The organism is Novosphingobium sp. BL-52-GroH, assembly GCF_044813085.1.
In the GTDB taxonomy this organism is placed as follows: domain Bacteria; phylum Pseudomonadota; class Alphaproteobacteria; order Sphingomonadales; family Sphingomonadaceae; genus Novosphingobium.
Genome location: NZ_CP171152.1, coordinates 911975 through 938963, shown reverse-complemented (window position 1 = coordinate 938963; position 26989 = coordinate 911975). Strand labels below are relative to the sequence as shown.

The 26989-nt window shown below is 66.4% G+C and carries 33 protein-coding genes and 2 tRNA genes; 26 read left to right on the top strand and 9 right to left on the bottom strand.

The features are described 5' to 3' along the window. Positions 1-54 precede the first annotated feature (54 nt). From ACFFDA_RS17120 to ACFFDA_RS17090, 7 genes are all read left to right on the top strand, one after another. Positions 55-375 carry an AtpZ/AtpI family protein gene (locus ACFFDA_RS17120; RefSeq protein ID WP_404481994.1) on the top strand — a complete coding sequence of 107 codons (321 nt, stop codon included), beginning with the start codon at positions 55-57 and terminating at the stop codon, positions 373-375. Positions 376-441: 66 nt separating this feature from the next. After that, on the top strand, positions 442-1224 hold the full coding sequence (locus tag ACFFDA_RS17115) for a F0F1 ATP synthase subunit A (protein WP_404481993.1): 783 nt from the start codon (positions 442-444) through the stop codon (positions 1222-1224). Between the two features lie 42 nt (positions 1225-1266). Next, positions 1267-1491, top strand: coding sequence for a F0F1 ATP synthase subunit C (locus ACFFDA_RS17110; protein WP_008833283.1), 225 nt, complete (start codon positions 1267-1269; stop codon positions 1489-1491). Between the two features lie 108 nt (positions 1492-1599). Further along, positions 1600-2094, top strand: coding sequence for an ATPase (locus ACFFDA_RS17105; RefSeq protein ID WP_404481992.1), 495 nt, complete (start codon positions 1600-1602; stop codon positions 2092-2094). Next, complete coding sequence (locus tag ACFFDA_RS17100) at positions 2087-2674, top strand: hypothetical protein (protein WP_404481991.1); 588 nt, start codon at positions 2087-2089, stop codon at positions 2672-2674. The genes ACFFDA_RS17105 and ACFFDA_RS17100 overlap by 8 nt, the downstream gene beginning before the upstream one ends. 287 nt (positions 2675-2961) lie before the next feature. Next, positions 2962-4377 carry a hypothetical protein gene (locus ACFFDA_RS17095; protein ID WP_404481990.1) on the top strand — a complete coding sequence of 472 codons (1416 nt, stop codon included), beginning with the start codon at positions 2962-2964 and terminating at the stop codon, positions 4375-4377. 54 nt (positions 4378-4431) lie between these two features. Further along, on the top strand, positions 4432-4620 hold the full coding sequence (locus tag ACFFDA_RS17090; RefSeq protein ID WP_404481989.1) for a hypothetical protein: 189 nt from the start codon (positions 4432-4434) through the stop codon (positions 4618-4620). Between the two features lie 42 nt (positions 4621-4662). Here the strand turns inward: ACFFDA_RS17090 and gloB are convergent, their stop codons facing one another. From gloB to rpsA, 3 genes are all read right to left on the bottom strand, one after another. Next, positions 4663-5433, bottom strand: coding sequence for a hydroxyacylglutathione hydrolase (gloB, locus tag ACFFDA_RS17085; protein WP_404481988.1), 771 nt, complete (start codon positions 5431-5433; stop codon positions 4663-4665). A gap of 99 nt (positions 5434-5532) precedes the next feature. Then, complete coding sequence (locus ACFFDA_RS17080; RefSeq protein WP_404481987.1) at positions 5533-5934, bottom strand: VOC family protein; 402 nt, start codon at positions 5932-5934, stop codon at positions 5533-5535. A gap of 282 nt (positions 5935-6216) precedes the next feature. Continuing rightward, the gene (gene rpsA, locus ACFFDA_RS17075) at positions 6217-7929 is read right to left on the bottom strand and encodes a 30S ribosomal protein S1 (protein WP_404481986.1); all 1713 of its coding nucleotides are present in this window, start codon (positions 7927-7929) and stop codon (positions 6217-6219) included. Between the two features lie 313 nt (positions 7930-8242). Between rpsA and ACFFDA_RS17070 the strand changes: the two genes are divergently transcribed. Further along, positions 8243-9049 (top strand): aspartyl/asparaginyl beta-hydroxylase domain-containing protein, encoded by an 807-nt coding sequence (locus ACFFDA_RS17070; protein ID WP_404481985.1) that lies wholly within the window; start codon positions 8243-8245, stop codon positions 9047-9049. On the opposite strand, the gene ACFFDA_RS17065 is transcribed toward ACFFDA_RS17070, so the two are convergent. Together ACFFDA_RS17065 and aroA are read right to left on the bottom strand one after the other, a co-directional pair. Next, positions 9031-9666: a (d)CMP kinase gene (locus ACFFDA_RS17065; protein ID WP_404481984.1), complete on the bottom strand. Its 636-nt coding sequence runs from the start codon at positions 9664-9666 to the stop codon at positions 9031-9033. The two genes, ACFFDA_RS17070 and ACFFDA_RS17065, sit on opposite strands and share 19 nt — an antisense overlap. Further along, positions 9663-11003, bottom strand: a complete 1341-nt coding sequence (aroA, locus tag ACFFDA_RS17060; RefSeq protein ID WP_404482774.1) for a 3-phosphoshikimate 1-carboxyvinyltransferase — start codon at positions 11001-11003, stop codon at positions 9663-9665. The genes ACFFDA_RS17065 and aroA overlap by 4 nt, the downstream gene beginning before the upstream one ends. 233 nt (positions 11004-11236) lie before the next feature. On the opposite strand from aroA, the gene ACFFDA_RS17055 reads away from it, so the two are divergent. The 9 genes from ACFFDA_RS17055 (at position 11237) to ACFFDA_RS17015 (ending at position 17109) form a co-directional block, all read left to right on the top strand. Continuing rightward, entirely contained in the window at positions 11237-11557 is a 321-nt protein-coding gene (locus ACFFDA_RS17055) for a TIGR02300 family protein (protein ID WP_404481983.1), read from the top strand. A gap of 276 nt (positions 11558-11833) precedes the next feature. Further along, positions 11834-11909: transfer RNA gene (locus ACFFDA_RS17050), tRNA-Ala, on the top strand. Positions 11910-12084: 175 nt separating this feature from the next. Continuing rightward, positions 12085-13557, top strand: a complete 1473-nt coding sequence (gene ffh, locus ACFFDA_RS17045) for a signal recognition particle protein (protein ID WP_404481982.1) — start codon at positions 12085-12087, stop codon at positions 13555-13557. A 38-nt stretch (positions 13558-13595) separates the two neighbouring features. Beyond that, entirely contained in the window at positions 13596-14030 is a 435-nt protein-coding gene (gene rpsP, locus ACFFDA_RS17040; protein WP_404481981.1) for a 30S ribosomal protein S16, read from the top strand. Between the two features lie 3 nt (positions 14031-14033). Continuing rightward, positions 14034-14549, top strand: coding sequence for a ribosome maturation factor RimM (rimM, locus tag ACFFDA_RS17035; RefSeq protein WP_404481980.1), 516 nt, complete (start codon positions 14034-14036; stop codon positions 14547-14549). 154 nt (positions 14550-14703) lie between these two features. After that, positions 14704-15405: a tRNA (guanosine(37)-N1)-methyltransferase TrmD gene (gene trmD, locus ACFFDA_RS17030; protein ID WP_404481979.1), complete on the top strand. Its 702-nt coding sequence runs from the start codon at positions 14704-14706 to the stop codon at positions 15403-15405. Positions 15406-15445: 40 nt separating this feature from the next. Then, positions 15446-15814 (top strand): 50S ribosomal protein L19, encoded by a 369-nt coding sequence (rplS, locus tag ACFFDA_RS17025; protein WP_404481978.1) that lies wholly within the window; start codon positions 15446-15448, stop codon positions 15812-15814. Positions 15815-16233: 419 nt separating this feature from the next. Next, a complete protein-coding gene (locus ACFFDA_RS17020) occupies positions 16234-16506 on the top strand; it encodes an HU family DNA-binding protein (protein WP_404481977.1) in 273 nt (90 codons plus the stop codon). Between the two features lie 117 nt (positions 16507-16623). Beyond that, positions 16624-17109, top strand: coding sequence for a DUF4262 domain-containing protein (locus ACFFDA_RS17015; protein WP_404481976.1), 486 nt, complete (start codon positions 16624-16626; stop codon positions 17107-17109). Between the two features lie 275 nt (positions 17110-17384). On the opposite strand, the gene ACFFDA_RS17010 is transcribed toward ACFFDA_RS17015, so the two are convergent. Both ACFFDA_RS17010 and rlmB read right to left on the bottom strand, forming a co-directional pair. Next, a complete protein-coding gene (locus tag ACFFDA_RS17010; RefSeq protein WP_404481975.1) occupies positions 17385-18209 on the bottom strand; it encodes a hypothetical protein in 825 nt (274 codons plus the stop codon). Positions 18210-18272: 63 nt separating this feature from the next. Next, positions 18273-19103: a 23S rRNA (guanosine(2251)-2'-O)-methyltransferase RlmB gene (gene rlmB / locus ACFFDA_RS17005; RefSeq protein ID WP_404481974.1), complete on the bottom strand. Its 831-nt coding sequence runs from the start codon at positions 19101-19103 to the stop codon at positions 18273-18275. A gap of 183 nt (positions 19104-19286) precedes the next feature. On the opposite strand from rlmB, the gene ACFFDA_RS17000 reads away from it, so the two are divergent. The 3 genes from ACFFDA_RS17000 to pssA all read left to right on the top strand — a co-directional run bounded on the left by ACFFDA_RS17000 (position 19287) and on the right by pssA (position 21180). Beyond that, a tRNA-Tyr gene (locus tag ACFFDA_RS17000) sits at positions 19287-19372 on the top strand. A 213-nt stretch (positions 19373-19585) separates the two neighbouring features. Next, on the top strand, positions 19586-20335 hold the full coding sequence (locus ACFFDA_RS16995; protein WP_404481973.1) for a phosphatidylserine decarboxylase: 750 nt from the start codon (positions 19586-19588) through the stop codon (positions 20333-20335). After that, positions 20332-21180, top strand: a complete 849-nt coding sequence (gene pssA / locus ACFFDA_RS16990) for a CDP-diacylglycerol--serine O-phosphatidyltransferase (protein WP_404481972.1) — start codon at positions 20332-20334, stop codon at positions 21178-21180. Before ACFFDA_RS16995 ends, pssA begins: the two co-directional genes overlap by 4 nt. On the opposite strand, the gene ACFFDA_RS16985 is transcribed toward pssA, so the two are convergent. Both ACFFDA_RS16985 and ACFFDA_RS16980 read right to left on the bottom strand, forming a co-directional pair. Then, positions 21107-21367: a hypothetical protein gene (locus ACFFDA_RS16985; protein ID WP_404481971.1), complete on the bottom strand. Its 261-nt coding sequence runs from the start codon at positions 21365-21367 to the stop codon at positions 21107-21109. The two genes, pssA and ACFFDA_RS16985, sit on opposite strands and share 74 nt — an antisense overlap. Before the next feature lie 274 nt (positions 21368-21641). Beyond that, positions 21642-21914 carry a hypothetical protein gene (locus tag ACFFDA_RS16980; RefSeq protein ID WP_404481970.1) on the bottom strand — a complete coding sequence of 91 codons (273 nt, stop codon included), beginning with the start codon at positions 21912-21914 and terminating at the stop codon, positions 21642-21644. 413 nt (positions 21915-22327) lie between these two features. On the opposite strand from ACFFDA_RS16980, the gene rpsB reads away from it, so the two are divergent. The 6 genes from rpsB to uppS all read left to right on the top strand — a co-directional run bounded on the left by rpsB (position 22328) and on the right by uppS (position 26975). Next, positions 22328-23080 carry a 30S ribosomal protein S2 gene (rpsB, locus tag ACFFDA_RS16975; RefSeq protein WP_404481969.1) on the top strand — a complete coding sequence of 251 codons (753 nt, stop codon included), beginning with the start codon at positions 22328-22330 and terminating at the stop codon, positions 23078-23080. 163 nt (positions 23081-23243) lie between these two features. Further along, on the top strand, positions 23244-24167 hold the full coding sequence (gene tsf, locus ACFFDA_RS16970) for a translation elongation factor Ts (protein WP_404481968.1): 924 nt from the start codon (positions 23244-23246) through the stop codon (positions 24165-24167). Positions 24168-24354: 187 nt separating this feature from the next. After that, a complete protein-coding gene (locus ACFFDA_RS16965) occupies positions 24355-24840 on the top strand; it encodes a TlpA family protein disulfide reductase (RefSeq protein WP_404481967.1) in 486 nt (161 codons plus the stop codon). 130 nt (positions 24841-24970) lie between these two features. Further along, positions 24971-25693 carry a UMP kinase gene (gene pyrH / locus ACFFDA_RS16960; RefSeq protein WP_404481966.1) on the top strand — a complete coding sequence of 241 codons (723 nt, stop codon included), beginning with the start codon at positions 24971-24973 and terminating at the stop codon, positions 25691-25693. 3 nt (positions 25694-25696) lie between these two features. Further along, entirely contained in the window at positions 25697-26254 is a 558-nt protein-coding gene (gene frr / locus ACFFDA_RS16955; RefSeq protein ID WP_404481965.1) for a ribosome recycling factor, read from the top strand. A gap of 31 nt (positions 26255-26285) precedes the next feature. Further along, entirely contained in the window at positions 26286-26975 is a 690-nt protein-coding gene (gene uppS / locus ACFFDA_RS16950) for a polyprenyl diphosphate synthase (protein WP_404481964.1), read from the top strand. The last annotated feature ends 14 nt before the right edge of the window (positions 26976-26989 follow it).

Here is a 26989-nt window from a genome sequence, read left to right as displayed (position 1 = left end):
CGGGCAGCCGTCGTTTGCGTCTTGTGTTCCTGTTGTCATGAAGAGGGGCCTGACATGACCGACGAGCCACCTGCCCAGGACCCTGTTGGTGAGGATGCGCGCATCGATTCGCTCGACGAAAGGCTCAAGGCCCTTCGCGAGCGGGAAGAGGAACGCAACCGACCGAAGGCCGGTGCGGAAACCGATGCGAGCTATCGCCTTGGAAACCGCGTCCTTTCGGAACTGCTGGGGGGTCTTGCGGGCGGACTGTTCCTGGGGTGGTTGATCGACCATTTCGCTGGTACGTCCCCCTGGGGTCTGATGGTGATGCTGTTCGTGGGAATAGGCATCGCCTTCAGGAACATAATCCGGATTACGAACCGGCGCCCGGACTGAACTCCTCCCCCGGGGGGTGGAGGAAGACAAGGGCGCTGTCGTTCGATTGGCGACAGGGAAACTCGCGTGGCAGCCGAAGCGAAGCTCGACCCGATGCACCAGTTCCAGCTCGAGAAGCTGGCGGGCGCGGACTGGAACATTGCCGGTTACAACGTCGCTTTCACCAATAGCGCACTGTGGATGGCGATCGCGACTCTCGCGCTCATCGTCTTCGTCGCTGGCGGCATGAAGCGCGCGGTCGTGCCCGGCCGCTGGCAGATGGCGGTGGAGACCTTCACCGGCTTCATCGACGGGATGCTCGCGGCCAACGTCGGCAAGAATGGCAAGAAGTACGTTCCGTACATCTTCTCGCTGTTCATGTTCATCCTCTTCGCGAACTTCCTCGGCCTGATGCCGCTGGGCGTCGTGGGCGTGCACGCCTTCACCTTTACCAGCCACTTCTCGGCAACCGGTGTCCTGGCGGTGCTGTCCTTCGGCATCGTGCTCATCGTCGGCTTCGCCAAGCACAAGCTGCACTTCTTCTCGCTGTTCGTGCCGCACGGAACGCCGGTGCCGATGATCCCGATCATCTTCGTGGTCGAGCTGATCTCGTTCCTGGTGCGCCCGTTCAGCCTCGGCCTGCGACTGTTCGTCGCGATGATGGCCGGCCACGTCCTGCTCGAGGTGCTTTCGAGCTTCGTCATCAGCGGCGGCAACAACGGACCCGTAATGTTCGTGATCGCCGGCGTTCCCAGCTTCGTCCTGATGGTCGGCATCTGCGCTCTCGAGCTGCTGGTCGCCGGTATCCAGGCCTACGTCTTCGCTCTTCTCACTTGCGTCTATCTCAACGACGCCGAGAACCTTCACTGATCTTTTTCCGCCACAACGGGTTTACCAAAGGGAGTTTTTGAAATGGACGCAGAAGCTGCAAAGCTGCTCGGAGCTGGTTTCGCTGCAATCGGCGCTGGCCTTGCCTCGATCGGCGTGGGCAACGTTTTCGCCAAGTTCCTCGAAGGCGCGCTGCGCAATCCGGGCGCCGCTGACGCCCAGCAGGGTCGCCTGTTCATCGGCTTCGCCGGTGCAGAGCTTCTTGGCCTGCTTTCGTTCGTCATTGCCGCGCTGCTGATCTTCGCCTGATCGCAACGCCTGACCGGATCGCTCCGGCCGCCTGAACCCTTTGGCCAGGCGGCCGGGACTTTCCCGGTCCAAGATTTTTTCACGGCAACCTCGAGACAGGGCTGACCCATGCCTCAGATCGCACAGCTAGGCGAGTTCTACTCCAGCCAGATTTTCTGGCTGCTGATCTTCTTCGGTATCACGTTCTTCGTCGTCGGACGCGGAATGGTCCCGAAGGTGATGGACACCGTCGCGAGCCGCGACAAGCAGATCGCCGACGACCTCAAGGCTGCCGAAGCCGCTCGTGCCCAGGCCGACGCGGAAGAAGCCGCATGGCGCACCCGTGAGAACGCCAACCGCGCCCAGGCGCAGGGGCTGATCGCAGAAGCGCGCGCCAAGGCCGCCGCCGCCACCGCGCAGCGTCTCGCCGTCGCCCAGGCCGGCATCGATGCCACCATCGCCGGCGCCGAGGCTCGCATCGCCGACGCGCGCCGCGCCGCTGCCGACGACATGGAAGCCGTTGCCGCCGAAGTCACGCGCGACATCGTCAGCCGCGTCGCCGGCCTCACGCTCGACGACGCTGCCGTGCGCAGCGCGGTGAAGGAGAACCTGGTCCATGGCTGACGCCAACGCCGCCGTAGAGCATGGGCTCGACCATGAAGGTGCCGAGATCACCGGCGCCGAGACGGCTCACACTGCCGGCACCGAGCATCATGCCGAACCGCTGTTCCTCGGCTTCGCGCCGCCGGTCGCGGTTGTCAGCACCTCGATGATCGTGCTGCTCGCGATCCTGGTGTGGAAGGGCGTGCCCAAGCTGGTCACCGGCGGGCTCGACTCCAAGATCGCCGAGATCAAGGCGCAGCTCGCGGAAGCGAAGACCCTGCGTGCCGAGGCGGAAGCCCTGCGCAAGGAATACGCGGACAAGATCGCCGGCGCCGAAAAGGACGCCGTCGCCATGCTCGACCATGCCCGCCACGAAGCAGAAGCGATCGTCGCCAAGGCCGAGACGGATGCCGTCGAGGTGGTCGCCCGCCGCGAGAAGATGGCGCAGGACAAGATCGGCGCCGCCGAGTTCGCCGCCATCACCGACTTGCGCAACCAGGCTGCCGCTGCCGCTGCCGCTGCCGCCAGGGGCCTGATCGCCGCCAACCACTCGGCTCAGGCCGACAAGGCGCTGGTCGACCAGGCGATCGCCGGGATCTGATCCGGGCCGATACCGGCAGGCAAAATGAGCCTCCGTCCAGGTGACGGGGGCTTTTTTGCGTTGGGGCCGGGAAGTTCTCGGCCGCGAAGTTTCCAGCAACAGGGTGGCGTAAAGGGAATGTTTCCGCCTCCCCGGGTAAAGGCCGTTTCGTCCGGGCGGAAGGGCCCCGGTGTCGGGCGCAACGTATCTGGCGCAACAGGGGGCAGGCCATCCGCAACACGTCGATCCTTTCCCGCCTTGGCGAAGGCCGCTGGGCTGCGTTCCTGCTGTTCCTCGCCGGCGCCCTGGTGCTTCGCCTGCCACTGCTGGGCGACTGGAACTACGAGATCGACGACCAGTTCTACGCCCTCGTCGGTCATCGCCTGGGGCAGGGCGCGCGGCTGTACGTCGACATCTGGGACCGCAAGGGACCCTCGCTCTACTACCTCTATGCCTTGTTCGACGGCATCGGGCTGGGACCTGTCGGCTACCAGCTCGCCGGCGCCCTCGCCACCGCGCTGGGGGCCTGGGCCATAGCGCGCCTCGCGATGGTCTGTGGCGGCGGGCGCGGAGCTGTGCCGGCAGGGCTTGCCTACCTGGTCCTGCTGCAGCAATTCGGGGGCGCGAACGGGCAGGCGCAAGTGTTCTACGAACCGCTCGTGATCGCCTGCGCCTGGAGCCTCGCCGCCCGCCTGCCGCTGGTGCGCGAGGGTCGGTTGGACCGCGCCCTGCTGGCGGGCTTCTTCTGCGCGGGGCTGGCGATCAGCGTCAAGCAGTCCGCCGCGATCGAGGGCCTGTTCTTCGGCCTCGCCTATTGCGCCCTCGCGCTTGGGCACGGCGCTCCCGCGCTGCGGGTGGCGCGGCATGCGCTGGTGCTGGCGCTGGTCGGAGCGCTTCCGCTGGCGGCGTGGGCGGTGTGGTTCCGAATGGGCGACGGGGCGACGGCCTTCGCGCAGGCGCTGGTCGGCTCCAACCTGGCGCGCAGCTACATGTCCGGTGGCGAACATGCGCAGCGCCTCGGCATCGCCGGACTGGAACTGGCCTTGCCGGTGGGATTCGCGGTGCTGGGTCTGGTATCGCTGCGCCGGGACGGGGCGCGGGCCGAGACCCTGTTCGTGGGCCTGTGGGCGATGGCGGCGACGGCGGCGGTGCTGGCCTATCCCAACTTGTTCAACCACTACCTGCTGACGCTCCTGCCGCCACTGTGCGTGCTGGCCAGCGGTCTCTACCGGCGCGGCGCGCTGGGCCTGATCGCGCTGGCGGGCCTCGCCGCTTCGATCCTGCCGCATGCCACTTCGCTGGACTGGCCGACCCGCGAGCGGGCCCGCGAGGCGGAGGCGGCACTGGCCCGCTATGTCGCGCAGCAGGCCGATGGCGGTCGGCTGCTGGTCTGGGGGCAGGCGAGCTACCTCTACGTTCTGGCGGATCAGGCGCCGCCCAGCGCCCTGGCCTTCGCGCCACACCTCTACGATGCCACGGAGGCGCATGCGACCGGGTTCGACCAGGACAGGGAAATCTCCCGCGTCCTCGCTCTGCGGCCTGCCATTGTCGTGCGCCAGGAGCCGCTGCCCATATCCGTCGTCGATGATGCCCTCACCGGCCGCGTCGACCGCTACTTGCGCGGCTGCGCGCGGGTGCGACGCTTTACGCTCTACGACCAGGCGGGCCCCCAGGTCCATGCCGTGTTCAGCGGTTGCGGGAAGCCGGCCACCAAGGGAGTTTGACGAAATCGAGCCAGGCTCTACGCTGTCCCTCCATAAGAAGAGGAGAGGCAGTTCATGTTCGTCAAGTTCACGGGAACCGACCGTACCGCCACCGCCATCAACGCCGCACAAGTCACGTTCGTCTCGCAAGTGTCCGAGGGCACCCGCATCCGCTTCGGCGAAGGCCGTGCGGTCACCGTGGTCGAGCCGCTCGAGGAAGTGATGGAGCGCCTCAACCGGACACAGTCGTTTCCGGAGACCTGACCGGCCGTTTGAAAATCCGGGCATAGCCGGATCAACGCATCGTCAGAACCCGTCCTTCGCGTTCCTGAGCGCCGCGAACGTTGCCACGGCATCGCCGGGATGTCCGGCCGGGGCCCAGCGGGCCTGTATGTCCGGGGCGTCGGCGCGCAGGAACGGGTTGGTTGCGAGTTCGCGTTCCAGTTTGGCGGGTACGGTGGGCAGGCCCTTCTCGCGGCGGCGGGTGATTTCCTGTGCGTAGGCCTGCAACTCGGCGTTGTCGGGATCGGCGTGGAGCGCGAAGCGGGCGTTCGCGGCGGTGTATTCGTGCGCGCAATGGATCATGGTCGCGCCGGGCAGCGCCTTCAGGCGCTTGAGCGAGGCCCAGAACTGGTCCGGCGTCCCCTCGAACATGCGCCCGCAGCCGAGCGCGAACAGCGAATCGCCGACGAAGGCAAGGCACGCACCCGGCAGGTGATAGGCGACATGGCCGTTGGTGTGCCCGCCGACGTCGATCACGTAAGCGCGGCGATCGCCGATGGTGACGACGTCGCCCTGGCCGACCGTGCGGTCGATCCCTTCGATCTTGTCGGCATCGCCGGCCGGCGCGGTCACGCGGCAGCCGGTGACGGCCTTGATCGCCGAATTGCCGCCGGCGTGGTCGCGGTGCCAGTGGGTGTTCCAGATCTGGGTGATCTGCCACCCCTTGTGCGCGGCCTGGCGCAAGTACTCGTCGGCGTCGGGCGTGTCGACGCACACGGTCTCGCCGCTTTCGCTGTCGTGGAGCAGATAGCCGTAGTTGTCGGACAGGCAGGCGAACTGGTGGACTTCGAGCATGGGACCTCTCCTTGCCATGGAGATGTAGGCGCTCGGGGGCCGTTTGAAAATCCGGCTAGCGCCGTTCAAAATGCCCTTTCGGGGTTTTCGAACAAGCGCTCAGGAAGGGTCCGGGAAGGGCAGGTTGAGCTGCCAGCTCACGCCGTGGACGTCGCTGACCCAGGTGAACAGGGCGCTGAACTCGTAGGCGTTGAGCGGCATCATCACCTTGCCGTCGCTGCCCAGCACCTTGGCGGCATGGCGTAGCTGGGCCTCGTCGTCGCAGTCGACGAAGATCGAGGTCGAGGGGGTGAAGGTGAAGGTGTGGGGAATGTCGCTGTCGAGCACATGCCACTGCGTCCCGCCCAGCGCGAAGCGGGCGCGGGCGATCTTGCCTTCGAACTCGCCGGGACCGTGGTGTTCGAGCGGGGTCACCTCGAGGTGATCGGGAAAGGCGCGCTTCCACAGCATCAGCGCATCCTGCGCATCGCCCTGGAACATCAGGAAGGGGGTGGCGTGCATGGCGGACTCCTTCGCCTCTTCCATGACACAAAGCGGGCGTAGGCGCGATTGTTCCGCGAAGAAGGGGGGGCACGCCAAGCCGCGAAGAGTTCTCGCGCAGGAGGCGCAGGCGCTTTGGTATCCAGGATGCGTGCGTGGACGAATGCCAGCGGCGCTACAGGTCCGTTTCGCGTCTTCGCGTGAGACCTTTTTTCTTTCTCGCAAAAAGCAAAAGCCCGCCCGGATCGCTCCGGACGGGCCTTGCTCGTTTCAACCTTCGATCTTGGCCGAAGGTCGATCCGATCAGCGGTTCTTGAGCGCTTCGCCCAGGATGTCGCCGAGCGATGCGCCCGAATCGGACGAACCGTACTGCTCCACGGCTTCCTTCTCTTCGGCCAGCTGGCGAGCCTTGACCGAGAAGTTCGGCTTCTTCGAACGATCGAAGCCGGTGACCATCGCGTCGAGCTTCTGGCCGACCTGGAAACGGTCGGGGCGCTGCTCGTCGCGGTCGCGGCCGAGGTCCGAACGCTTGATGAAGCCGGTGGCACCATCGTCGCCAGCCTGGACTTCCAGGCCGCCGTCGCGGACTTCGAGGACGGTCACGGTGGTGACCTGGCCACGGCGCAGGCCGCCTTCGCCGCCGGTGGCAGCAGCGCCGCCAGCCGCCGGAGCGCCACGCTCGAGCTGCTTCATGCCGAGGCTGATGCGCTCCTTCTCGACGTCGACGTCGAGAACGACGGCCGAGACCTGCTCACCCTTGCGGTGCAGGGCCAGCGCGTCCTCACCCGAGATGCCCCAGGCGATGTCCGACATGTGGACCATGCCGTCGACGTCGCCGTCGAGGCCGATGAACAGGCCGAACTCGGTCGCGTTCTTGACTTCGCCTTCAACCTGCGAGCCGACCGGGTGACGCTCTGCGAACGCTTCCCAGGGGTTCTGCTGGGCCTGCTTGAGGCCGAGGCTGATACGACGCTTGTCGCTGTCGACCTCGAGAACCATGACTTCGACTTCCTGCGAGGTCGAGACGATCTTGCCGGGGTGGACGTTCTTCTTGGTCCAGGACATTTCCGAAACGTGGACGAGGCCCTCGATCCCGGCTTCCAGCTCCACGAAGGCGCCGTATTCGGTGATGTTGGTGACCGTGCCCGACAGCTTGGCGCCCACGGGGTACTTGACGGCTGCGCCTTCCCACGGATCGCTCTCGAGCTGCTTCATGCCGAGGCTGATGCGCTGGGTTTCCGAGTTGATGCGGATGATCTGCACCTTCACGGTGTCGCCGATGGCGATCACTTCGCTCGGGTGGTTGACGCGCTTGTAGCTCATGTCGGTGACGTGGAGCAGGCCATCGATGCCGCCCAGGTCGACGAACGCACCGTAGTCGGTGATGTTCTTGACGACGCCGTCGATGACCTGGCCTTCGGTCAGCTTGTCGATCAGCTCGCTGCGCTGCTCGGCGCGGGTCTCTTCGAGGACGGCGCGGCGCGACACGACGATGTTGCCACGGCGACGGTCCATCTTGAGGATCTGGAAGGGCTGCGGCACATCCATCAGCGGGGTGACGTCGCGCACGGGGCGGATGTCGACCTGCGAGCCGGGCAGGAACGCAACGGCGCCGTCGAGGTCGACGGTGAAGCCGCCCTTGACGCGGCCGAAGATCACGCCTTCGACGCGCTTGCCTTCACCGAATTCGTTCTCGAGCTTGTCCCAGGCGGCTTCGCGGCGGGCGCGGTCGCGCGACAGCATCGCTTCGCCGTCGGCGTTCTCGACGCGGTCGACATAGACTTCGACTTCGTCGCCGACCTTGAGGCCGTGGTCGTCTTCGCCACGGGCGAATTCGCGCAGGCTCACGCGGCCTTCGCTCTTGAGGCCCACGTCGATGACGGCCTTGTCGTTCTCGATGGCGGTGACGGTGCCCTTGACGACGCGACCTTCGAAGCCGTCATCGGCGGCGCCGCCGAACTGGTCGTCGAGCATTTTCGCGAAATCGTCGCGAGTCGGATTGGCAACAGATGCCATTAAGACATTTCCTTCGTTCGATTTTCCGGCCTGGCGGTTGGTTCCGCCGGTCTTTTCTCCGTGGGCATCGCACCATGCGGCCACGGGCCAAAGGGGCCGAGCTGCCGCGGCGGCCGGATGCCGGTCGCGGCGCCCGGGGTGCGATTGCTCACTTCCCGGACCGGCGGCCCTTATGCCCGAGCGGACGGAAATGCAAGAAAAATGGGCGGGCCGAAGCGTGCGGGACATCCGGGCAAGCGCGGCGCGGGCCTTGTTTCGAAAGGGGAATGGCGGCATCAACCGGAGACCCGGAACGACTTTGCAGGGAAGTGTGATGGCGGACGCTGCTGCGACCCCGATACCCGATGCCATCGATGCCACGCTTGCGCCCAGCAAGGCGTTGATTCCCAAGCTCCCGCTCATCATGCGGTTCGGCAAATGGGCCCAGCCGCGCGTCAACCGGCTGATCTCGCGCAGTTCGCGCGTTCCCGACGTGCCGGTCTATCCGGAAGGGGCCTTCGCCTGGACGCGCTTGCTGGAGGACAACTGGGAAGCGATCCGCGCGGAGGCGGCCGCCGCGCTCCGGGACCTCGAGGAGATACCGCCTCTCGCGACGATCTCTCCCGATCATCGCCGCATCGCGCCCGCCGGCCGCTGGCGCTCGTACTTCCTCGTCGGCTACCGCTATCGCGACGAGGAGAACTGCAAGGCCTGCCCGCGCACCTCCGAACTGCTGTCGCGGGTGCCGGGGCTCAATTCCGCGTTCTTCTCGGTGCTGGTCCCGGGGACGCACATCCCGGCGCATACGGGCGTGTCGAAAGCTTTCCTGACCTGCCACCTGGGAATCCAGGTCCCGCGCGAATCCGCCAAGTGCCGGATGCGCGTGGTCGACGACTGGCTGGAGTGGCAGGAGGGCAGGTGCCTGGTCTTCGACGACGTCTACAACCACGAGGTGGTCAACGAGAGCGACGAGACCCGCATCGTCCTGCTGGTGCAGTTCAAGCGGCCGGTCGGCCCGATCGGGTGGATCGTCGGCAGCCTGTTCCTCGAAGGCGTGCGCCGCTCCCGCTTCGTGCAGGATGCGCGGGCAGGGGTGCAGCGCTGGCGCGACCGGGATCGGGGTCAGGTGACCGCGGGCTGATCCAGCCGGGCCTCGACGGCGGCGATGGCCGCCGCGATGGCTTCCTCGCGCTTGAGTTCCGATGTGTCGAGGGGAACCGCGTCGCGGGCGGCCACGAGCGGGGCGTCCTTGCGCGATCTGTCGCGTTCGTCGCGGGCGGCGAGATCGGCGGCGATGGCTTCCAGGGTGATCTCGCGGCCCTGCGCGTGCATTTCCAGGTAGCGGCGCTTTGCCCGCGCCTCGACCGAGGCGGTGACGAACAGCTTGGCCTCGGCTTCCGGCGCGATCACGGTGCCGATGTCGCGCCCGTCCAGCACGGCACCGCCCGGTTGCGTGGCGAAGGCGTGCTGGCGCTCGTAGAGGGCCCGGCGCACCGTCGGGTGGACCGAGACGCGGCTGGCGAGGCCTCCGGTCGCCTCGGAGCGCAGTTCGGGATCGAGCAGCAGGCTTTCGGGAAAGGCACAGGCGGCCAGCGCCGCCACGGCATCGTCCGGGTCGCCGCCGTCGAGCAGGCACTGGCGCCCGACCGCGCGGTAGAGGAGGCCGGTGTCGAGATGCGGCAGGCCGAAGTGCGCCGCCAGCGCCTTGGCGATCGTGCCCTTGCCCGAGGCGGTGGGGCCGTCGACGGCGATAATCATGCGGCCAGGTCCGTTGCCAACTGGGCCAGCATGCTCTCGAACACCGGGAAGCTGGTGGCGATCGGCCGGGTGTCGTCCACTTCGACGCCCGTGCGGCTCACGAGGCCGGCGATGGCCATCGACATGGCGATCCGGTGGTCGAGGTGGGTGGCGATCGCGCCGTTGGTGCCGACCAGCGGCTCGCCGCCGGTCCCGGTGATGACGAGGCCGTCCTCGCGCTCCTCGACGCGCGCCCCGGCGGCGGCGAGGGCGGTCGCCATGACTGAGATGCGGTCCGATTCCTTGACGCGCAGTTCCTCCAGGCCACTGGTGGTGGTCACCCCTTCCGCCAGCGAGGCGGCGACGAAGAGGGCCGGGAACTCGTCGACCATGCTGGGCACGATCGCCGGGTCGACCGCGATGCCCCTGAGCGCGGAATGGCGCACCAGCAGGTCGGCCACCGGCTCGCCGCCCACTTCGCGTGGGGAAACCTCCTCGATCGAGCCGCCCATTAGGCGCAGCACTTCGATGATGCCGGCGCGGGTGGGGTTGAGGCCGACGTTCTCGATCAGGACTTCGCTGCCCGGCACGACCAGCGCGGCGACGATGAAGAAGGCGGCGGAGGACGGGTCGCCGGGAACCTCGATGGTCTGGGGCCTGAGTTCCGCTTCGCCGCGGATGGAGATGACGCGGGCGCCGTCGGCATCGGTCTCGACCGTGATGTCCGCGCCGAATCCGCGCAGCATCCGTTCGGAGTGGTCGCGGGTCGGTACGGGCTCGATCACGGTCGTGATGCCCGGGGTATTGAGCCCTGCGAGCAGGATCGCGCTCTTCACCTGTGCCGAGGCGACCGGCAGGCGGTACGTGATCGGCACCGGGGTGTCGGCGCCCTTGAGGATCAGCGGCAGGCGGCCGCCTGCCGATGCCTCGAAGCTGGCGCCCATGGTGGTGAGCGGATCGATTACCCGGCCCATCGGCCGCTTCGACAGCGAGCCGTCGCCGGTGAAGGTCGCGGTGATCGGATGGCTGGCGACGAGGCCCATCAGCAGGCGCGTCGACGTGCCCGAGTTGCCCATGTCGAGCGGCGCCTCGGGCTGGAGCAGGGCGCCGACGCCCACGCCGTTGATGACCCATTCCGCCCCCGAGTTGCCCTTGTCGAGGCGCTTCACGCTCGCGCCCATCGCGCGCATTGCGGCGGCGGTGGCCAGCACGTCCTCGCCCTCCAGCAGGCCGGTCACCCGCGTCTCGCCGACGGCCAGCGCGCCGAGCATGATCGAGCGGTGGCTGATCGACTTGTCTCCCGGCACGCGGATTCGCCCCTTGAGAGGGCCTGCGGGCAGGAAGCGGCGGGGACGCATGGCGGAGGAATCATGGCTCACGGGATCAGGTCTTTCCGAAGGGCGGGGCGAAAGGCGGGGGAGGCGAAAATCCGGCCGGCTTTTGACAGCGCGTGCCGCCTATGGCAAGGCGCGCGCCCTGATGGGGCAAGTACGCGCGGTTTCGCCGTGCTTGACCTTGTGGGCCCGCCTCACCATCAAGACACGAAATTATACGCCCGCGCCATTTGGGACGGGCTAGACGAGGACTTTCCATGGCCAAGCCTGAATGGGGCGCCAAGCACGGCTGCCCGAAATGCGGCACCCGCTTCTACGACCTGGGCAAGGACGACCCGGTCACCTGCATCGAGTGCGGCAACACCTGGCACCCGGAGCCGGTGTTGAAGTCGAAGCAGCCGATTCCGTATGAGGAAATCCAGAAGAAGGAAGTCGTCGAGCGCGAGGACGCCGACCTGGCCGAAGAGGATCTGGACATCGACGAGGACGGCGATTCGCCGGACAACGACGTGGACCTCGGTGGCGACGACGACCTCGGCATCGCCTCGGCCGACGACGACAACGACATCGACAACTGATGTAGCCGTCGTCCCGGACCTGATCCGGGCCCGTGGGCAAGTCTTCAGGCGTGGCCTCGCCGAGAGCCACCTCCTGATGCTCCGCCCACGGTTCCGGGTCGAGACCGGAACGACGTTTCAGGCGCCGGATAAAAAATTCGGCGCCATCGATTTTTTCTCTTGCCAACATTTCCGACCGCCACTAGATGGCGGCCTCCCAAGCGGAACGGCCTCTACGGAACGCCGCGAAGCACGGGAAACGGTCGATCCTCCCAGGGTCAACTGCTTGAAATGATTGGGGCCTTAGCTCAGCTGGGAGAGCGCCTGCATGGCATGCAGGAGGTCAGCGGTTCGATCCCGCTAGGCTCCACCATTTCAAAAACATTGATGTTTCGCATGATTGCGACACGCTGGTTGACGAGGTTTCGTCCGCCGGCGTTTTTCGCATAAAGTCATGCACGCCGGTCAGCGAGGTTTCGCCCACCGGCGTTTTTTGCGTTTCGTGCGCCGGGCTTGATCTCCCCGGCCTTGAATGGAGTGAGCGGCCCATGTTCGACAGCCTTTCAGACCGCCTTGGTGGTGTGTTCGACAAGCTGCGCGGCCGTGGCGCGCTCAAGGAGCAGGACGTCCTCGACGCCATGCGCGAAGTGCGCATCGCGCTTCTCGAGGCCGACGTCGCGCTCCCGGTCGTGCGCCGCTTCATCGACCAGGTCACTGAAAAGGCCGTAGGCCAGAACGTCCTGCGCTCGGTCACGCCGGGCCAGCAGGTCGTCAAGATCGTCAACGACGCGCTGGTCGACATGCTCGGCGGCGACGACGTTCCCGGCCTCGACCTCGAGGCGGTGCCGCCGATCGTCATCATGATGGTCGGCCTCCAGGGCTCGGGCAAGACCACCAGCACCGCCAAGATCGCCAAGCTCCTCAAGGAGAAGCAGGGCAAGAAGGTGATGATGGCCTCGCTGGACGTGAACCGTCCGGCGGCGCAGGAGCAGCTCAAGGTGCTGGGCGAGCAGGTGAGCGTCGCCACGCTCCCGATCATCGCCGGTCAGCAGCCCACGGAGATCGCCACCCGCGCCATGCAGGCCGCGCGCCTCCAGGCGGTCGACGTGCTGCTGCTCGACACTGCCGGTCGTCTCCACGTCGACCAGCAGCTCATGGACGAGATGAAGGCGGTCGCCGCCATCTCGACCCCGCGCGAGACGCTGCTCGTCGTGGATTCGCTGACCGGCCAGGACGCGGTGAACGTCGCCCAGTCGTTCGCAGGGCAAGTCGACCTCACCGGCGTCGTGCTGACCCGCATGGACGGCGATGCGCGCGGCGGTGCGGCGCTGTCGATGCGCGCCGTCACCGGCAAACCGATCAAGTTCGCAGGCACCGGCGAGAAGATGGAGGCCCTCGAGGTCTTCCACCCCAGCCGCGTCGCGAACCGCATCCTGGGCATGGGCGACATCGTCTCGATGGTCGAAAAGGCCGCCGAAGCGGTCAAGGCCGAGGACGCCGAAGCGCTCGCCAAGCGCATGGACCAGGGCAAGTTCGACATGAACGACTTGCGCATGCAATTGAAGCAGATGCAGTCGATGGGTGGCCTGGGCATGCTGGCGGGCATGATGCCTGGCATGAAGAAGGCCAAGGCGGCGATGCAGGCGTCGGGCATGGACGACCGCGTGCTACTGCGCATGGACGCGATCATCGGTTCGATGACCCCGAAGGAGCGCGTCAACCCCGCGCTGCTTAACGCCAAGCGCAAGATTCGCGTCGCCAACGGCTCGGGCACGCAGGTTCAGGACGTCAACAAGCTGCTGAAAATGCACATGGAGATGTCCAAGGCCATGAAGCAGATCAAGAAGATGGGCGGCCTCAAGGGGCTGGCCGCGATGTTCGGCAAGGGCGGCCTCGACGCCGCTATGCCGGGGCTGGGCGGCCAGGGCCTCGGTGGCGGCCTAGGTGGCCTGGGCGGCGGTGGAATGCCCGGCCTCGGTGGTCCGGGCGGCCCCGACCTCAGCAAGTTTCTCAAGAAATAAATTCAGATATTCCGAAGATTTAGAAGAAAGGTAACAGCATGTCCGTCTCGATCCGTCTTTCGCGCGGTGGTGCCAAGAAGCGCCCCTACTACAAGATCGTCGTCGCCAACTCGCGCGCCCCGCGCGACGGCGCCTATCTGGAGCAGGTGGGCACCTACAACCCGGTCCTCGCCAAGGATGACGAGAACCGCGTGCGCATCGTCGAAGACCGCGTCCGCTACTGGCTCGGCGTCGGCGCCCAGCCGACCGACCGCGTCGCGCGCATGCTCGACAAGGCCGGGATCAAGGAGCGCACCGCCACGGTGAACCCGAACAAGGCCGAGCCGGGCAAGAAGGCCAAGGACCGCGCTGAAGACCGCGCCACCAAGCTGCGCGAAGCCGAGGAAGCCGCTGCCGAGGCCGCAGCCGCTGCTGCCGCTCCTGCAGAAGCCCCGGCCGAGGAGGCTGCGGCAGAGGAATCGACCGAGGCCTGAGCCTTGTCGACTTCCGGCAACAATCGCCCCGTCACGCTCGCCGCCATCACCGGCGCGCACGGCGTGACGGGCGAAGTTCGCCTCAAGCTGTTCGGAGAAGGCGTGGCCGCGCTCAAGCGCTACCGCGCCTTCAACGATTCCAGCCTGACGGTTTCCAAGCTGAAGGATGACGGCAAGGGCGGCGCCATCGCCCGCTTCGCCGAAATCACCGACCGCACTACGGCTGAAAAGATGCGCGGCACCGCGCTCACCGTCCCCCGCGCCTCGATGCCGGCGCTGGAGGAGGGCGAATACTACCACGCCGACCTGCTCGGCCTGCCCGCGGTGTCTGACACGGGCGAAGCATTGGGCCTGTGCATCGCGGTCGAGAACTTCGGTGCCGGCGATGTGATCGAGATCGAACGGCCTGCAGGGCCTGACGGCAAGGCAAAGCGCTTCATGGTGCCGATGACCTCCGCGGCGGTGCCCGAATGGGACGAGACGCGCATCGTCATCAACGCGGCCTTCGCGCAGGAGTGATGCGTCCGGCGGGCCTTGCCATCGCGAGACCGTTCCCCGCTTCTGCCAGGGTCTGGGGGCTGCGCGAGGGCTCGCTTTCCTATCCCAGCCCTTACGAGCACCCCGAACGCGGCCACATTGCGCAGGTGATCGAAAAGGGCCATTGGGCCGAACCATGACTTTCGCCGCCACCGTCCTCACTCTCTACCCAGACATGTTCCCCGGCCCGCTGGGCGTCAGCCTTGCCGGGCGCGCGATGGCGGAGGGGAAGTGGTCGATGACCCCCGTGCAGATCCGCGACTTCGCCACCGACAAGCACCGCACCGTCGACGATACGCCGGCGGGCGGCGGGGCAGGGATGGTGCTCAAGGTCGACGTGCTCGCCGCGGCGATCGACCATGCCCGCAGCCTCTCGCCGAAGGCTCCGGTGCTGGCCATGACGCCGCGGGGAAAACCCATCAGCCAGGCCCGCATCCGCGAACTGGCGGCGGGGCCCGGCGTCACCATCCTGTGCGGCCGGTTCGAGGGTTTCGACGAGCGCATCTTCGCCGGGCGCGAGGTCGAGGAGGTTTCGGTCGGCGACATCGTCCTGTCGGGTGGAGAATGCGCCGCTTTGATGGTTCTCGATGCTTGCATTCGCCTGCTTCCCGGCGTAATGGGCGCGGCTTCCAGCGGGGCCGAGGAATCGTTCGAGGACGGTCTTCTCGAATACCCGCACTACACCCGGCCCACCTCGTGGGAAGGGCGCGAGATCCCTGAAGTGCTGCGATCGGGGGATCACGCGAAGATCGCCGCCTGGCGGAAACGGCAGGCGGATGACGATACACGGTTACGCAGGCCTGACCTATGGGAGCGTCACAGGGACGCTCGGGTCTAGTCTGCCTCTGGCGCGCGGCATGAAAAGAGGACTTGGGTTCATGAACCTGATTCAGCAGATCGAGGCCGAGGAAATTGCCAAGGCCGGCAAGGATATCCCTGAATTCCGTCCGGGCGACACCGTCCGCGTCGGCGTGAAGGTCGTCGAAGGCACCCGTACCCGCGTCCAGGCTTACGAGGGCGTGTGCATCGCGCGCTCGAACCGTGGCATGGGTTCGAACTTCACCGTGCGCAAGATGAGCTTCGGCGAAGGCGTGGAGCGCGTGTTCCCGCTCTACTCGCCGAACATCGATTCGATCACCGTGGTCCGCCGCGGCGTCGTGCGTCGTGCCAAGCTGTACTACCTGCGTGGTCGTACCGGCAAGCGCGCCCGCATCGCCGAGCGTCGCGTCAACGACGCCAAGGCGTAAGCTGCGGCCAAGGCCCGGTCTTCAGACCGGGCCGCACAAGGAGGCGGTTCGTGTTCGGACCGCCTTTTTTTGTGCCTCGCTTCCGCATCTCGATCCGGATCGGAGGTTTTTACCGTCCGGTCCGTCGCATCGACCCGCTCGCATCGTCGAGGGACATCGCGTCCGTTTCCGCTGGTGGCAATTGCCGAAGCCCCTTGAAATGCCTCGACTGCGAGTCGATGCATCGCACTTGCGCGGATGCTGCGCCGCAGCATGTAGGTCTCTGTGAAAATGGCGGAAAAACGCGATAAACTGCGAGTTTTGAACCTGTTTAGGCCTTGCCACCTCGCGCAAAACCCGCTCAATTCCGTCGCCGCTCCAGAGGCGAATTTGAAATTGCATCACTATCCGCTCCACTGAAAGGTAAGGGGGTTCCCATAATGAACAAGAACGATCTCATCAGCGCAGTTGCCGATTCGAGCGGTCTGACCCGCAGCGACGCCACCAAGGCCGTTGAAGGCGTGTTCGACGCCATCTCGGGCTCGCTGAAGAAGGGTGACGAAGTGCGCCTCGTCGGCTTCGGCACGTTCTCGGTGGCCAAGCGCAAGGCGTCGACCGGCCGCAACCCGCGCACCGGTGAGCCGATGGAAATCAAGGCTTCGGCACAGCCGAAGTTCAAGGCAGGCAAGGGCCTCAAGGACGCCGTCAACTAAGACGGCAGGCGGCCTGTAACGCCTCGCAGGTCGACCCGAACACGCCGCGCCAGCCCCACCGGGCCGGCGCGGCGTTTTTTGTTGGGGCAGATGGGACACGCACGGGAGGAATGACACGTGATCGGGGAAGAAGAGCGGCGGGCCGTCATCGAGACGTTCGAGAAGGATGGCGGCGGGATGGCCTTCGTGATCGGCATCGACCACCTCGAACGCAGCCATTGTCACACGTACGGCTGGTCGATCAACTTCGGCCTGCCGGAACTGGTCGCCTTCGGAGTCCAGGCGACCGCCCTGCGCGTGGCGCCGCAGGTTTTCGACCTTGTCGTCGATGCGATCGAGGATGGCCGGGCCCTGGAGGATGGGCAAGTCTGGCCGATCGAATGGAACGGGCACGATATCGTCGGACGGTTCGTAAACCCTGGCCGGTTGACCGAAGATCTTTTCGAGCATGCCCTGATCTGCCGCGACAATGCCGGCTCCATCGGGCCGATGCCGGTATATCAGCTTTTCTGGGCCGATGAGAACGGACGCTTTCCGTGGGACGAGGGTTGCAGCGACTTCTGCCGGTCCATGCAGCCCTTGCTGTACGAGCCGTCCGGCTAGGTGGTCGTTTTCGGGGCGCCTCGCGCGCGGCCCCTGAGCTGCAAGGTCCTATCGCATTAGAGCGATGTCCGGTTGGATGGACGCGCATCTCGTCATTGCGGCGGGGCCAATGACGCTTCGGAGAAGGGGGAAGGGCGGCACGGCAGGACGGGACCGAGCAACTGCCTGGTAGCCTGAAGACGAGCCTTTACCGCGCGTCCGGTGCTCGCGTCCTTCAAGTATGCTGCGGGCCGGACGCCTCGCCATCTCCCGGACGTCGAGCCGTCCCGGGCATCTCAGGGGCGCAACTTCACCAATGCCGTCGGTGCGGCGGGAGTGCGGGCATTGACCTTCCACGACAGCACTTTGCCACCCGGGCCCGCGACTGCGCCTTCGTCGGTGTTGTTGGCGAGGATCTCGCCGTCGGTGACCAGGGCGAAGCTGCCGTCCGCCAGGCTGGTCGGACCTTCGCCGCTGTCGCTGCCGGGCGACATGCCCGACATCATTCCGGCCATCGCCTGTCCGCCGCCTTGTGGCCCGAAGCCCGGTGCGTCGATGCGCACGGTACCGTCCTGGCGCGCGAAGACCTGGACGAAGGCGTTGCTCATCGGAAAGCCTTCGAAGGTCGGGAACACGAAGTCGTGGTCGAGCTTGCCGGAAACGGCGAAGTCGACGTCGAACTTGCCGTCGCCAAGGTACTCGACTTTCTTCCAGCCCGCCTGGCGACGGAGCTTGGCGGCGAGTTCCTTGCCCGATTCCGGGTTGCTGGGATCGATGCCGCCCAGCAGCATCTGCGCGGCCTGTGCGTCGCTCTTCCTTTTCTCGTCGCGGGTCTTTTCCCAATCGGCCTTCTGCTGCGCCAGTTCGTCGGCGGTGCAGTCGCGTTCCTCCAGGCTATCCTCGTTGGTGCAGGCCGTGGGCTCGAAGGGCGCGGGCTTGTCCGTCTTCATCAGCGGGATCATCAGGATCTCGCCGGTATAGCGGAACGCGAATCCGCGATCCTTCCTGAGGTCGAGCTGCGACGTGAATTTTCCCGGCGCGAAGATGCATGCGGCCGCGAGCAGTGCCAGCGCGGCGACGGCCAGTGCCCGGCCGATCGGATTGCGATGCCGTGTCTTCATGTCTTCCCCTCCCATGCCCGGTGCCGCGCCCGTCCCGATGTTCCGGGGCGGACGCCGGCCGGCTTATCCGATGGTGCGCGTTGCCGCGGCGTAGAGCGCGATGGCCGCCGCATTGCTGACGTTGAGGCTTTCCATCGCCTCGCTGATCGGCAGCTTGGCGATCGCATCGCAGTGCTGGGTAATGTTGTGGCGCATGCCGTCGCCCTCGGCGCCGAGCACAAGCGCGACCGGGCCGGTGGGCAGGGCCTCGGCCAGGGTCGATTCGGCCTCACCGTCGAGACCGATGCGCCAGTAGCCCGCCTCGGCGATCTCCTCGAGCGCACGGGCCAGGTTCACCACCCTTATCCAGGGCAGCACTTCCAGCGCGCCCGACGCGGATTTCGCCAGGGTTCCGGATTCCACCGGCGCGTGGCGGTCCTGCGTGACGATGGCGCAGGCGTTGAACGCCGCCGCCGAGCGCATGATCGCGCCGACGTTGTGGGGGTCGGTGACTTGGTCGAGCACGATCAGCGGGCGCGAGGGATCGCCGTCGAGCACGTCGGCGAGGAATATGTCCTCGAGCGGCTCGCATTCCAGGACGAGGCCCTGGTGCGGTGCGTCGCGCGCGACGAGGCGGGCAAGGTCGGCAGGCTGCGCCCATTCGACCGGGAAGTTGGCGGGCAGTTCGCCGTTCAGCGATTCGACGCCTTCGCGCGTCGCCCAGAGCTTGCGGTGGCTGCGGTCCGGATTGGTGAGCGCCGCTTCCACGGCGTGGCGGCCCCACAGGCGTACCGCGCCCGAGCTGGCCCGGCCGCTGCCGCGCCCGTTCTTCATCCGGCCTGCGCGGCCGCGCAGGGCTTTCGCCGGGCGGGCATCACCCTCGCTGCCGGCTTTTCCGCCGCTACGCTTGTTCATCGATCGTCCTTTCGAAATGCGAATTGTGCAAATTTCTTGCCCCCTCTGACAGGGAGGCCATTGACAGGCAAGGCTCGCTTCGGCAAAGGCCCGGCTCCTCGGCAACGAGGCCCCTTTCGGAGCCTCGACCAACGCCGGATTTTCCTGCTTTCGCAGGGGATTCCAGCAGCCAGCAACTGGTGTGGACAGGTGGCCGAGTGGTTAAAGGCAGCAGACTGTAAATCTGCCCGTGCAAGCGTACGCTGGTTCGAATCCAGCCCTGTCCACCACCAGCTTCTTCCCGAGATACCTCGCCTCCCGCAAGGGAGGCCGCTCCCGGGGAACGGCTCAAGTTCCTGCAAGACGGAACGCCGGTTACCCTCTAGAGGGACCTTCCCGATAACAGCGCTTCCCCGCATTTATCCGCAGGCACCGCTCCCGCAAGGGAACACGGGCGATCCAGCGGCATTGCGGTAACAATGCGCACTGTCTAGATGAGAGCGATGCCCGGAGATATTCTCGATAATCAGGGCCGCGGCGAAGCGTCGTGGCAGTGGCCCTCCATTCACCCCGAAGGCCGCAAGTTCGGCGCCATAGCCGGCGTGGTCGCCCTGATCGGCTGGATTGTGCTCGGCCCTTGGGTGGGCTGGCCGCTGGCGGTGCTGACGATTTGCGTGCTCGCCTTCTTCCGCGATCCGATCCGCGTCACCCCGCAGGACGAGCGGGCGATCGTCGCGCCGGCCGACGGGCTCGTCACGCTGATCGGCAAAGTGCCGCCGCCGCGTGAACTGACCGTCGACGACGGCACCGGCTCCGCGCCGATGGCGGCAGAGCCGGTCACGCGCATCTCGATCTTCATGTCGGTGTTCGACGTGCACATCAACCGCACGCCGATCGCCGGCACCGTGAAGCGGGTGATCTACATCCCCGGCAAGTTCGTGAACGCGGACCTCGACAAGGCGAGCGAAGAGAACGAACGCCAGCACATCCTGATCGAGCGCGGCGACGGGCTGCGCATCTGCTTCACGCAGATCGCCGGCCTGGTTGCGCGTCGTATCGTGCCTTTCGTGAAGCCGGGCGACATCATCGCCGCCGGCCAGCGCGTCGGCCTGATCCGCTTCGGCAGCCGCGTCGACGTCTACCTGCCCGCCGGCACCGAGCCCAAGGTACTGATGGGCCAGAAGATCATCGCCGGTGAAACCGTGCTTGCGGTGCTCGCCAGCGCCTCGGTGATCGAGGGCATCGCCCAGTGATCGACGACCCGAGCTTGGAGGCCGGGGACCGCTTCGAACGGGGCCCGCGCCGCCGGCTTGCCGCCGGGCTGTCGATGCGCGCGATCGTCCCCAATGCGATCACCGCCGCTGCCTTGTGCTCGGGCCTCACCGGGATCCGTTTCGCGATTGCCGGCGATTTCGAGAAATCGATCCTGGCGATCATCCTTGCGGGCCTGCTCGACGGCATCGACGGGCGGGCTGCCCGGCTGCTCAACGCACAGACGCGCTTCGGGGCCGAACTCGACAGCCTGGCCGATTCGATTTCGTTCGGCGTGGCGCCGGCCCTGATCGTCTACTTGTGGACGCTGCACCAGATACCGAGCCTGGGGTGGATCTCCGCCCTGGCCTTCGCGATCTGCTGCGTGCTGCGCCTGGCGCGGTTCAATTCGCGCCTAGACATGCTCGACCAGCCGCACAAGTCGGCGGGTTTCCTGACCGGCGTGCCGGCGCCGCTCGGCGCGGGACTGGCCTTCCTGCCGATGTATTTGTGGATCGCCACGACCCGGCCGGAATTCGCTAATCCGGTCTTCGTGAGCCTGTGGATGGTGCTCAACGCCTTCCTGATGATTTCGAGCATCCCGACCCTGGGCTGGTCGCGCATGCGTCCGCCGGGTTCCCTGCGCCTCGTGGTCATCGCGCTGGTCGGGCTGACGGTCGCCGCGCTGCTGACCGAGACCTGGTTCACGCTGGCGGCGATCACGATCGTCTACCTGCTGCTGATCCCGGTGGGCCTGGTGACGTACGCCAGGATCAGGCGGCGATCTCCAGCCCCGGCCATTCCAGCCCAGCCCGTTCCGGCATACGACGTTCCGGACGCTTCCTGAGCGTGGCGAGCGCGGGGATGGTCACGCGCTCCACCATCTTCCATTCGATGGTCAGTGTCCCCGGGCAGGCTGCGAGCTGCGCCCGCAGCGCCATCGCGCTTGGTGCGAAACGCCTCGCCGTGGCGAGGACGGTCCACGCCGAAGCCAGGGCGGCGAGGGTAAAGAGGCAGGCGGCGAATGCAGTCATGACCATTCCTTTCGAACCATCGCCCGAGGCCCGCGAGAGGGCTGTGGACATCTTGTGGAAAACCCAAATCCGTTCTATCAATGTTCCCTGACGGTTCAGTTCCCTCTTTGTTCCATTCGAGTCAAGAACAATTCGCTCCGCCGCCCGGTGCCTCAAAGAAACGGGGCGATGGCACCATGGCGATCGCGCTGGCATCGGGGCATGGATCACCGGCTTTGGTCCCGCGGAACGGCGAACCCGCCCGCCGCTTCAGCCGCCGGCGGAACGCGATCGTTCAGGCGGCGTGGGCGCGATGGGCGAAGTGATGGAGGCGATGGGTGACCGGCTTGGGCTGTGGATGATGGCGGCGGGGCCTAGCGCGCGGTTCCTCGGTGATCGCGGGACGGGTGTCGAGCCGGGTGACGTGGATCACGCGCTCCTGCGAAGCCCGGGCCAGTTGGGTGCGTAGAGTCCGGACGACGGGCAGGGCGGCGGTGACGCTTTTCCAGATCGTCGACACGGCCGCGATCGCGGCGAGCGTGAAAAGGACAGATGGAAAGATGTTCATGGCGCGTTGCCTTCTTCCTGAGCCGTTCCCCCGACTGTCCACCCCGTTTCGCTTACTCGCCGATCCGGCGAAAACCCCGCCGGTTCCGGTACTTGCGCTGGTAAACAAGTTATCACCAGCAATGCTTTGGGAAAACACCCAGGCACGCTTGGTTCCCGTCCAAGCTCTTGATTTGCCCGGGAATCGCCCTTTTTGACGGTGAGGCGACGGTGGTTTGCGGCGAATTGGGGGTGGATTTTGCCGGGCGAGGGGGCTATGGGCGGCCCCGCTTGAGGGATTCAGACCGGATCGTCCGGTTCGACTCGCAGGCAATCCACATGGAAGGCGACCATACCGGTGCCGCAGCGGCCAAGGTCTTCGGACTGCCGCACGGTTCCTGTCTTCCAGAGGTCCAACCGGAAAGGAATACCATTATGGCGGCTCCCGTCGTCACCATGTCGCAGCTCATCGAAGCCGGCGCGCACTTCGGCCACCAGACCCACCGCTGGAACCCGCGCATGAAGCCGTACATCTTCGGCGCGCGCAACGGCATCCACATCATCGACCTGTCGCAGACCGTGCCGCTCTTCGCGCGCGCGCTCGACTTCGTGCAGTCGACCGTCCAGGCTGGCGGCAAGGTTCTGTTCGTCGGCACCAAGCGCCAGGCGCAGGAGCCGATCGCCCAGGCCGCTCGCGCCTGCGGCCAGCACTTCGTCAACCACCGCTGGCTGGGCGGCATGCTCACCAACTGGAAGACCATCTCGGGCTCGATCAAGCGCTTCAAGGCGCTCGAAGAGCAGCTCGCGGGCGACACCGCCGGCCTGACCAAGAAGGAAGTCCTCCAGCTGACGCGCGAGCGTGACAAGCTCGAGCTGTCGCTCGGCGGCATCCGCGACATGGGCGGCATCCCGGACGTGATGTTCGTGATCGACGCCAACAAGGAAGAGCTGGCGATCAAGGAAGCCAACGTCCTTGGCATCCCGGTCGTCGCCGTGCTCGACACCAACGTGAACCCTCAGGGCATCGCGTTCCCGATTCCGGGCAACGACGACGCCAGCCGCGCCGTGCGCCTGTACTGCGACGCGATCGCCCAGGCCGCGACCAAGGGTCACCGCGAAGGCGTGATCGACAGCGGCATCGACATCGGTGCCCTGGACGCTCCGGTCGAAGAGACCGTCGAGGCCTGATAGGCCCCGGCCGACGACACTTTCGTCATGGAATTGTCGCGCGCCGGGTCCATTGGGCCTGGCGCGCTTCCATGTTTTGAGCCCGCCCGTTTGCAAGACCGCGGGCGGCTCTGGCAATTCAGGGGCCTGCTGAAGGCCTCCATCCAACGAAGAGGATTGAGCGATGGCTTACACCGCCGCTGACGTGAAGAACCTGCGCGAGCGCACCGGCGCCGGCATGATGGACTGCAAGAAGGCTCTCGACGAGACCAACGGCGACCTCGAAGCCGCCGTCGACGCGCTGCGCGCGCGTGGTCTCGCCGCCGCCGCGAAGAAGTCGAGCCGCACGGCCGCTGAAGGCCTGGTCGGCGTTGCCGTGACCGGCACCAAGGGCGTTGCCGTCGAGGTCAACTCCGAGACCGACTTCGTCGCCAAGAACGACCAGTTCCAGGACTTCGTGCGCAAGACCACCGAAGTCGCGCTCGGCGTGTCCGGCGACGACGTGGACGCGCTCAAGGCCGCTGCCTACCCGAACGGCGGCACCGTCGCCGACGCGCTGACCAACAACGTCGCGACCATCGGCGAGAACCAGCAGGTTCGCCGCCTCAAGACGGTCGAAGTGTCGCAGGGCATCGTCGTGCCCTACATGCACAACGCCGCCGCCCCGAACCTGGGCAAGATCGGCGTGCTCGTCGCGCTCGAATCGGAAGCTCCGGCCGACAAGCTCGAAGCCCTGGGCAAGCAGATCGCGATGCACATCGCCGCTGCCTTCCCGCTGGCGCTGAACGCCGAGGACCTCGACGCCGAGCTGATCGAGCGCGAGCGCAAGATCGCCGCCGAGAAGGCCGCCGAATCGGGCAAGCCCGAAGCGGTGCAGGCCAAGATGGTCGACGGCGCGGTCGCCAAGTACGCCAAGGAAAATGCACTGCTCTCGCAGGTCTTCGTGCTCGACAACAAGACCCCGATCCAGCAGGTCGTCGACCAGGCCGGCAAGGACGCGGGCGCCAAGATCGTCCTCAAGGACTACGTGCGCTTCCAGCTCGGCGAAGGTATCGAGAAGGAAGTCTCCGACTTCGCGGCCGAAGTGGCCGCCGCCGTCGCGGGCTGATTTCTTCCGCCTTCCTGCGGGAACGGACATTGCGGGCCGGGGAGCGAACGCTTCCCGGCCCGTTTTCGTTGCCCGCTTTCCTTGGTAGCGGCCCCGGCGCTTTTGCTGTTATCGTGCCCCAGGCCGGCAAGTGGCTGAAAACCGAGCAGGGGGCTGCACATTGCGCAAGGGACTATTGAGGGCGGCCATGATCCTGGCGGCTCTGGCGACGAGCATGCCGGCGACGACGTCGGGCGCGCGCTCGGAACCGAAGATCGGCGCCATGGCGCCGGATTTCGTGCTGACGCTGGTGGATGGCAGCAAGGTCAGCCTGTCCGATCTCAAGGGGCAGGTGGTGGTGCTCAATTTCTGGGCGACCTGGTGCGTGCCGTGTCGCACCGAATTGCCGACGCTCGATTCCTATTATGCGCTTCAGCGCAAGCACGGGCTGAGGGTCTACGCCATCGCCACCGAAGGTTCGCTGCCGCTCTACCGCCTCAAGGGCCTCTTCGGTGCCATGGCGATTCCGGCGGCCAAGGGTATCAAGGGCCCCTATGGCCCGCTGACCGGCGTGCCGACCAACTTCGTCATCGATCGCGCGGGCAGGCTTCGGTACGCCAAGGCCGGCTCGTTCGATCTGGACGCCCTCAACCAGCTGCTCGTGCCGCTGCTCAAGGAGAGTCCCCCGGCTTGACGAACTGGGGCGGGCTTTTTGGCGGGCCTGGCTTTTTGGCGCGAGGCGATGATCGGCAAGCTCTCCCCTTGGCAATCCGTCTTCGCGCTCCTAAAGCCGGGCCACCCCCAATCCCAGGAGACCCAGCGGCATGTCATCCTCCCCCTACAAACGCGTCCTGCTCAAACTCTCGGGCGAGGTGCTTATGGGGAGCCAGCAATTCGGGATAGATCCCGATTTCGTGGCGGAACTTGCCAAGGAAGTGAAGTCCGCGAAAGAGACCGGACTCGAGATCTGCCTCGTCATCGGCGGGGGCAATATCTTCCGCGGCATGGCCGGCGCCGCGCGCGGCATGGACCGTGCGCAGGCCGACTACATGGGCATGCTGGCCACCGTCATGAACGCGCTGGCGATGCAGAACGCGCTCGAGCAGATCGGCGTCGAGACGCGGGTGCAGTCCGCCGTGCAGATGGACCAGGTCTGCGAGCCGGTGATCCGCCGCCGGGCCGAGCGCCACCTCGAGAAGGGCCGGGTGGTGATCTTCGCCGCCGGCGTGGGCGCACCCTATTTCACCACCGATTCCGGCGCCGCGCTGCGGGCCGCCGAGATGAAGTGCTGCGCTCTGCTCAAGGGCACCAGCGTCGATGGCGTCTACGACAGCGATCCGAAGACCAACCCGGCCGCCAAGCGTTACGATACCGTCGACTACGACACCGTCCTTGCCGACAACCTGAAGGTGATGGACGCCTCCGCCGTGGCGCTGTGCCGCGACAATTCGATTCCGATCGTCGTGTTCTCGATCCGCGAGGAAGGCAACCTTGCCACCGTCCTCGCAGGGGGCGGAACCCGCACGCTCGTCCAGAAGGGAGCCTGATACATGGCCAAGTACGACAAGGCGGATCTCGAACGCCGCATGAAGGGCGCGATCGACGCGCTCAAGCACGACCTTTCGGGCCTGCGCACCGGTCGCGCCAATACCGCGCTGCTGGAGCCGATCACCGTTACCGTCTACGGCAGCTCGATGCCGATCACGTCGGTGGCGACGATCTCGGCGCCCGAGCCGCGCATGCTCTCGGTGCAGGTGTGGGACAAGTCGAACATCGGTCCGGTCGAGAAGGCCATCCGTTCGGCGGGCCTGGGCCTCAACCCGATCAACGACGGCAACACCCTGCGCCTGCCGATCCCGGACCTCACCGAGGATCGCCGCAAGGAACTGGCCAAGCTCGCTAGCTCCTACGCCGAGAAGGCGCGCATCGCCGTGCGCAACGTGCGCCGGGACGGTATCGAGAACCTCAAGGCCGACGAAAAGAAGAAGGAAATCTCGGAAGACGAGCGCAAGCGCGGCGAAACCGAGGTCCAGAAGCTGACCGACGACATGATCAAGTCGCTCGACGAGGTCTTCGCGGGCAAGGAAAAGGAAATCCTCGGCAAGTGAGGTTCGGTTGCCTCGGGGTGAGGGAGGCCTGATGGCCAAGGAGGAATCCGTACACGCCCGTCATGTCGCCATCATCATGGACGGCAACGGGCGCTGGGCGAAGAAGCGCCACCTGCCGCGCGCGCTGGGCCACCAGCGCGGCGTGGAGGCGGTGCGCCGCGTCGTGCGCGGCGCGCGCGAGATGGGGCTGGAGGCGCTGACGCTCTACGCCTTCTCGACCGAGAACTGGCGTAGGCCGGAGGAGGAAGTCTCCGACCTCATGAGCCTGATGAAGCGCTTCATCCTCTCCGATCTCGACGAGTTCGCGAGCGCGGGCGTGCGCCTGAGGATCATTGGCGACTACAAGGCGTTCAAGCCCGACGTGGTCGAACTGGTCGAGGGTGCGATGGCGCGCACCGCGCAGAATACCGGCACCACGCTGGTCGTCGCGCTCAACTACGGTTCGCAGGACGAGATCGCCCGCGCCGCCACCAAGGCGGCCGCCAAGGGCCCGATCACGCCCGAGACCATCGCGGCCGAGCTGGACACGGCAGGCCTGCCGCCGCTCGACCTGCTGATCCGCACCTCCGGCGAAGTGCGGCTGTCGAACTTCCTGCTGTGGCAAGCGGCCTATGCCGAGATGATGTTCACCGACGTGCTCTGGCCGGACTTCACCGCCGAGCACCTGCGCGACGCGCTGGCATCTTTCACCACCCGCGAGCGACGTTATGGCGGGCGGTAGAACCCTCTCCCTTC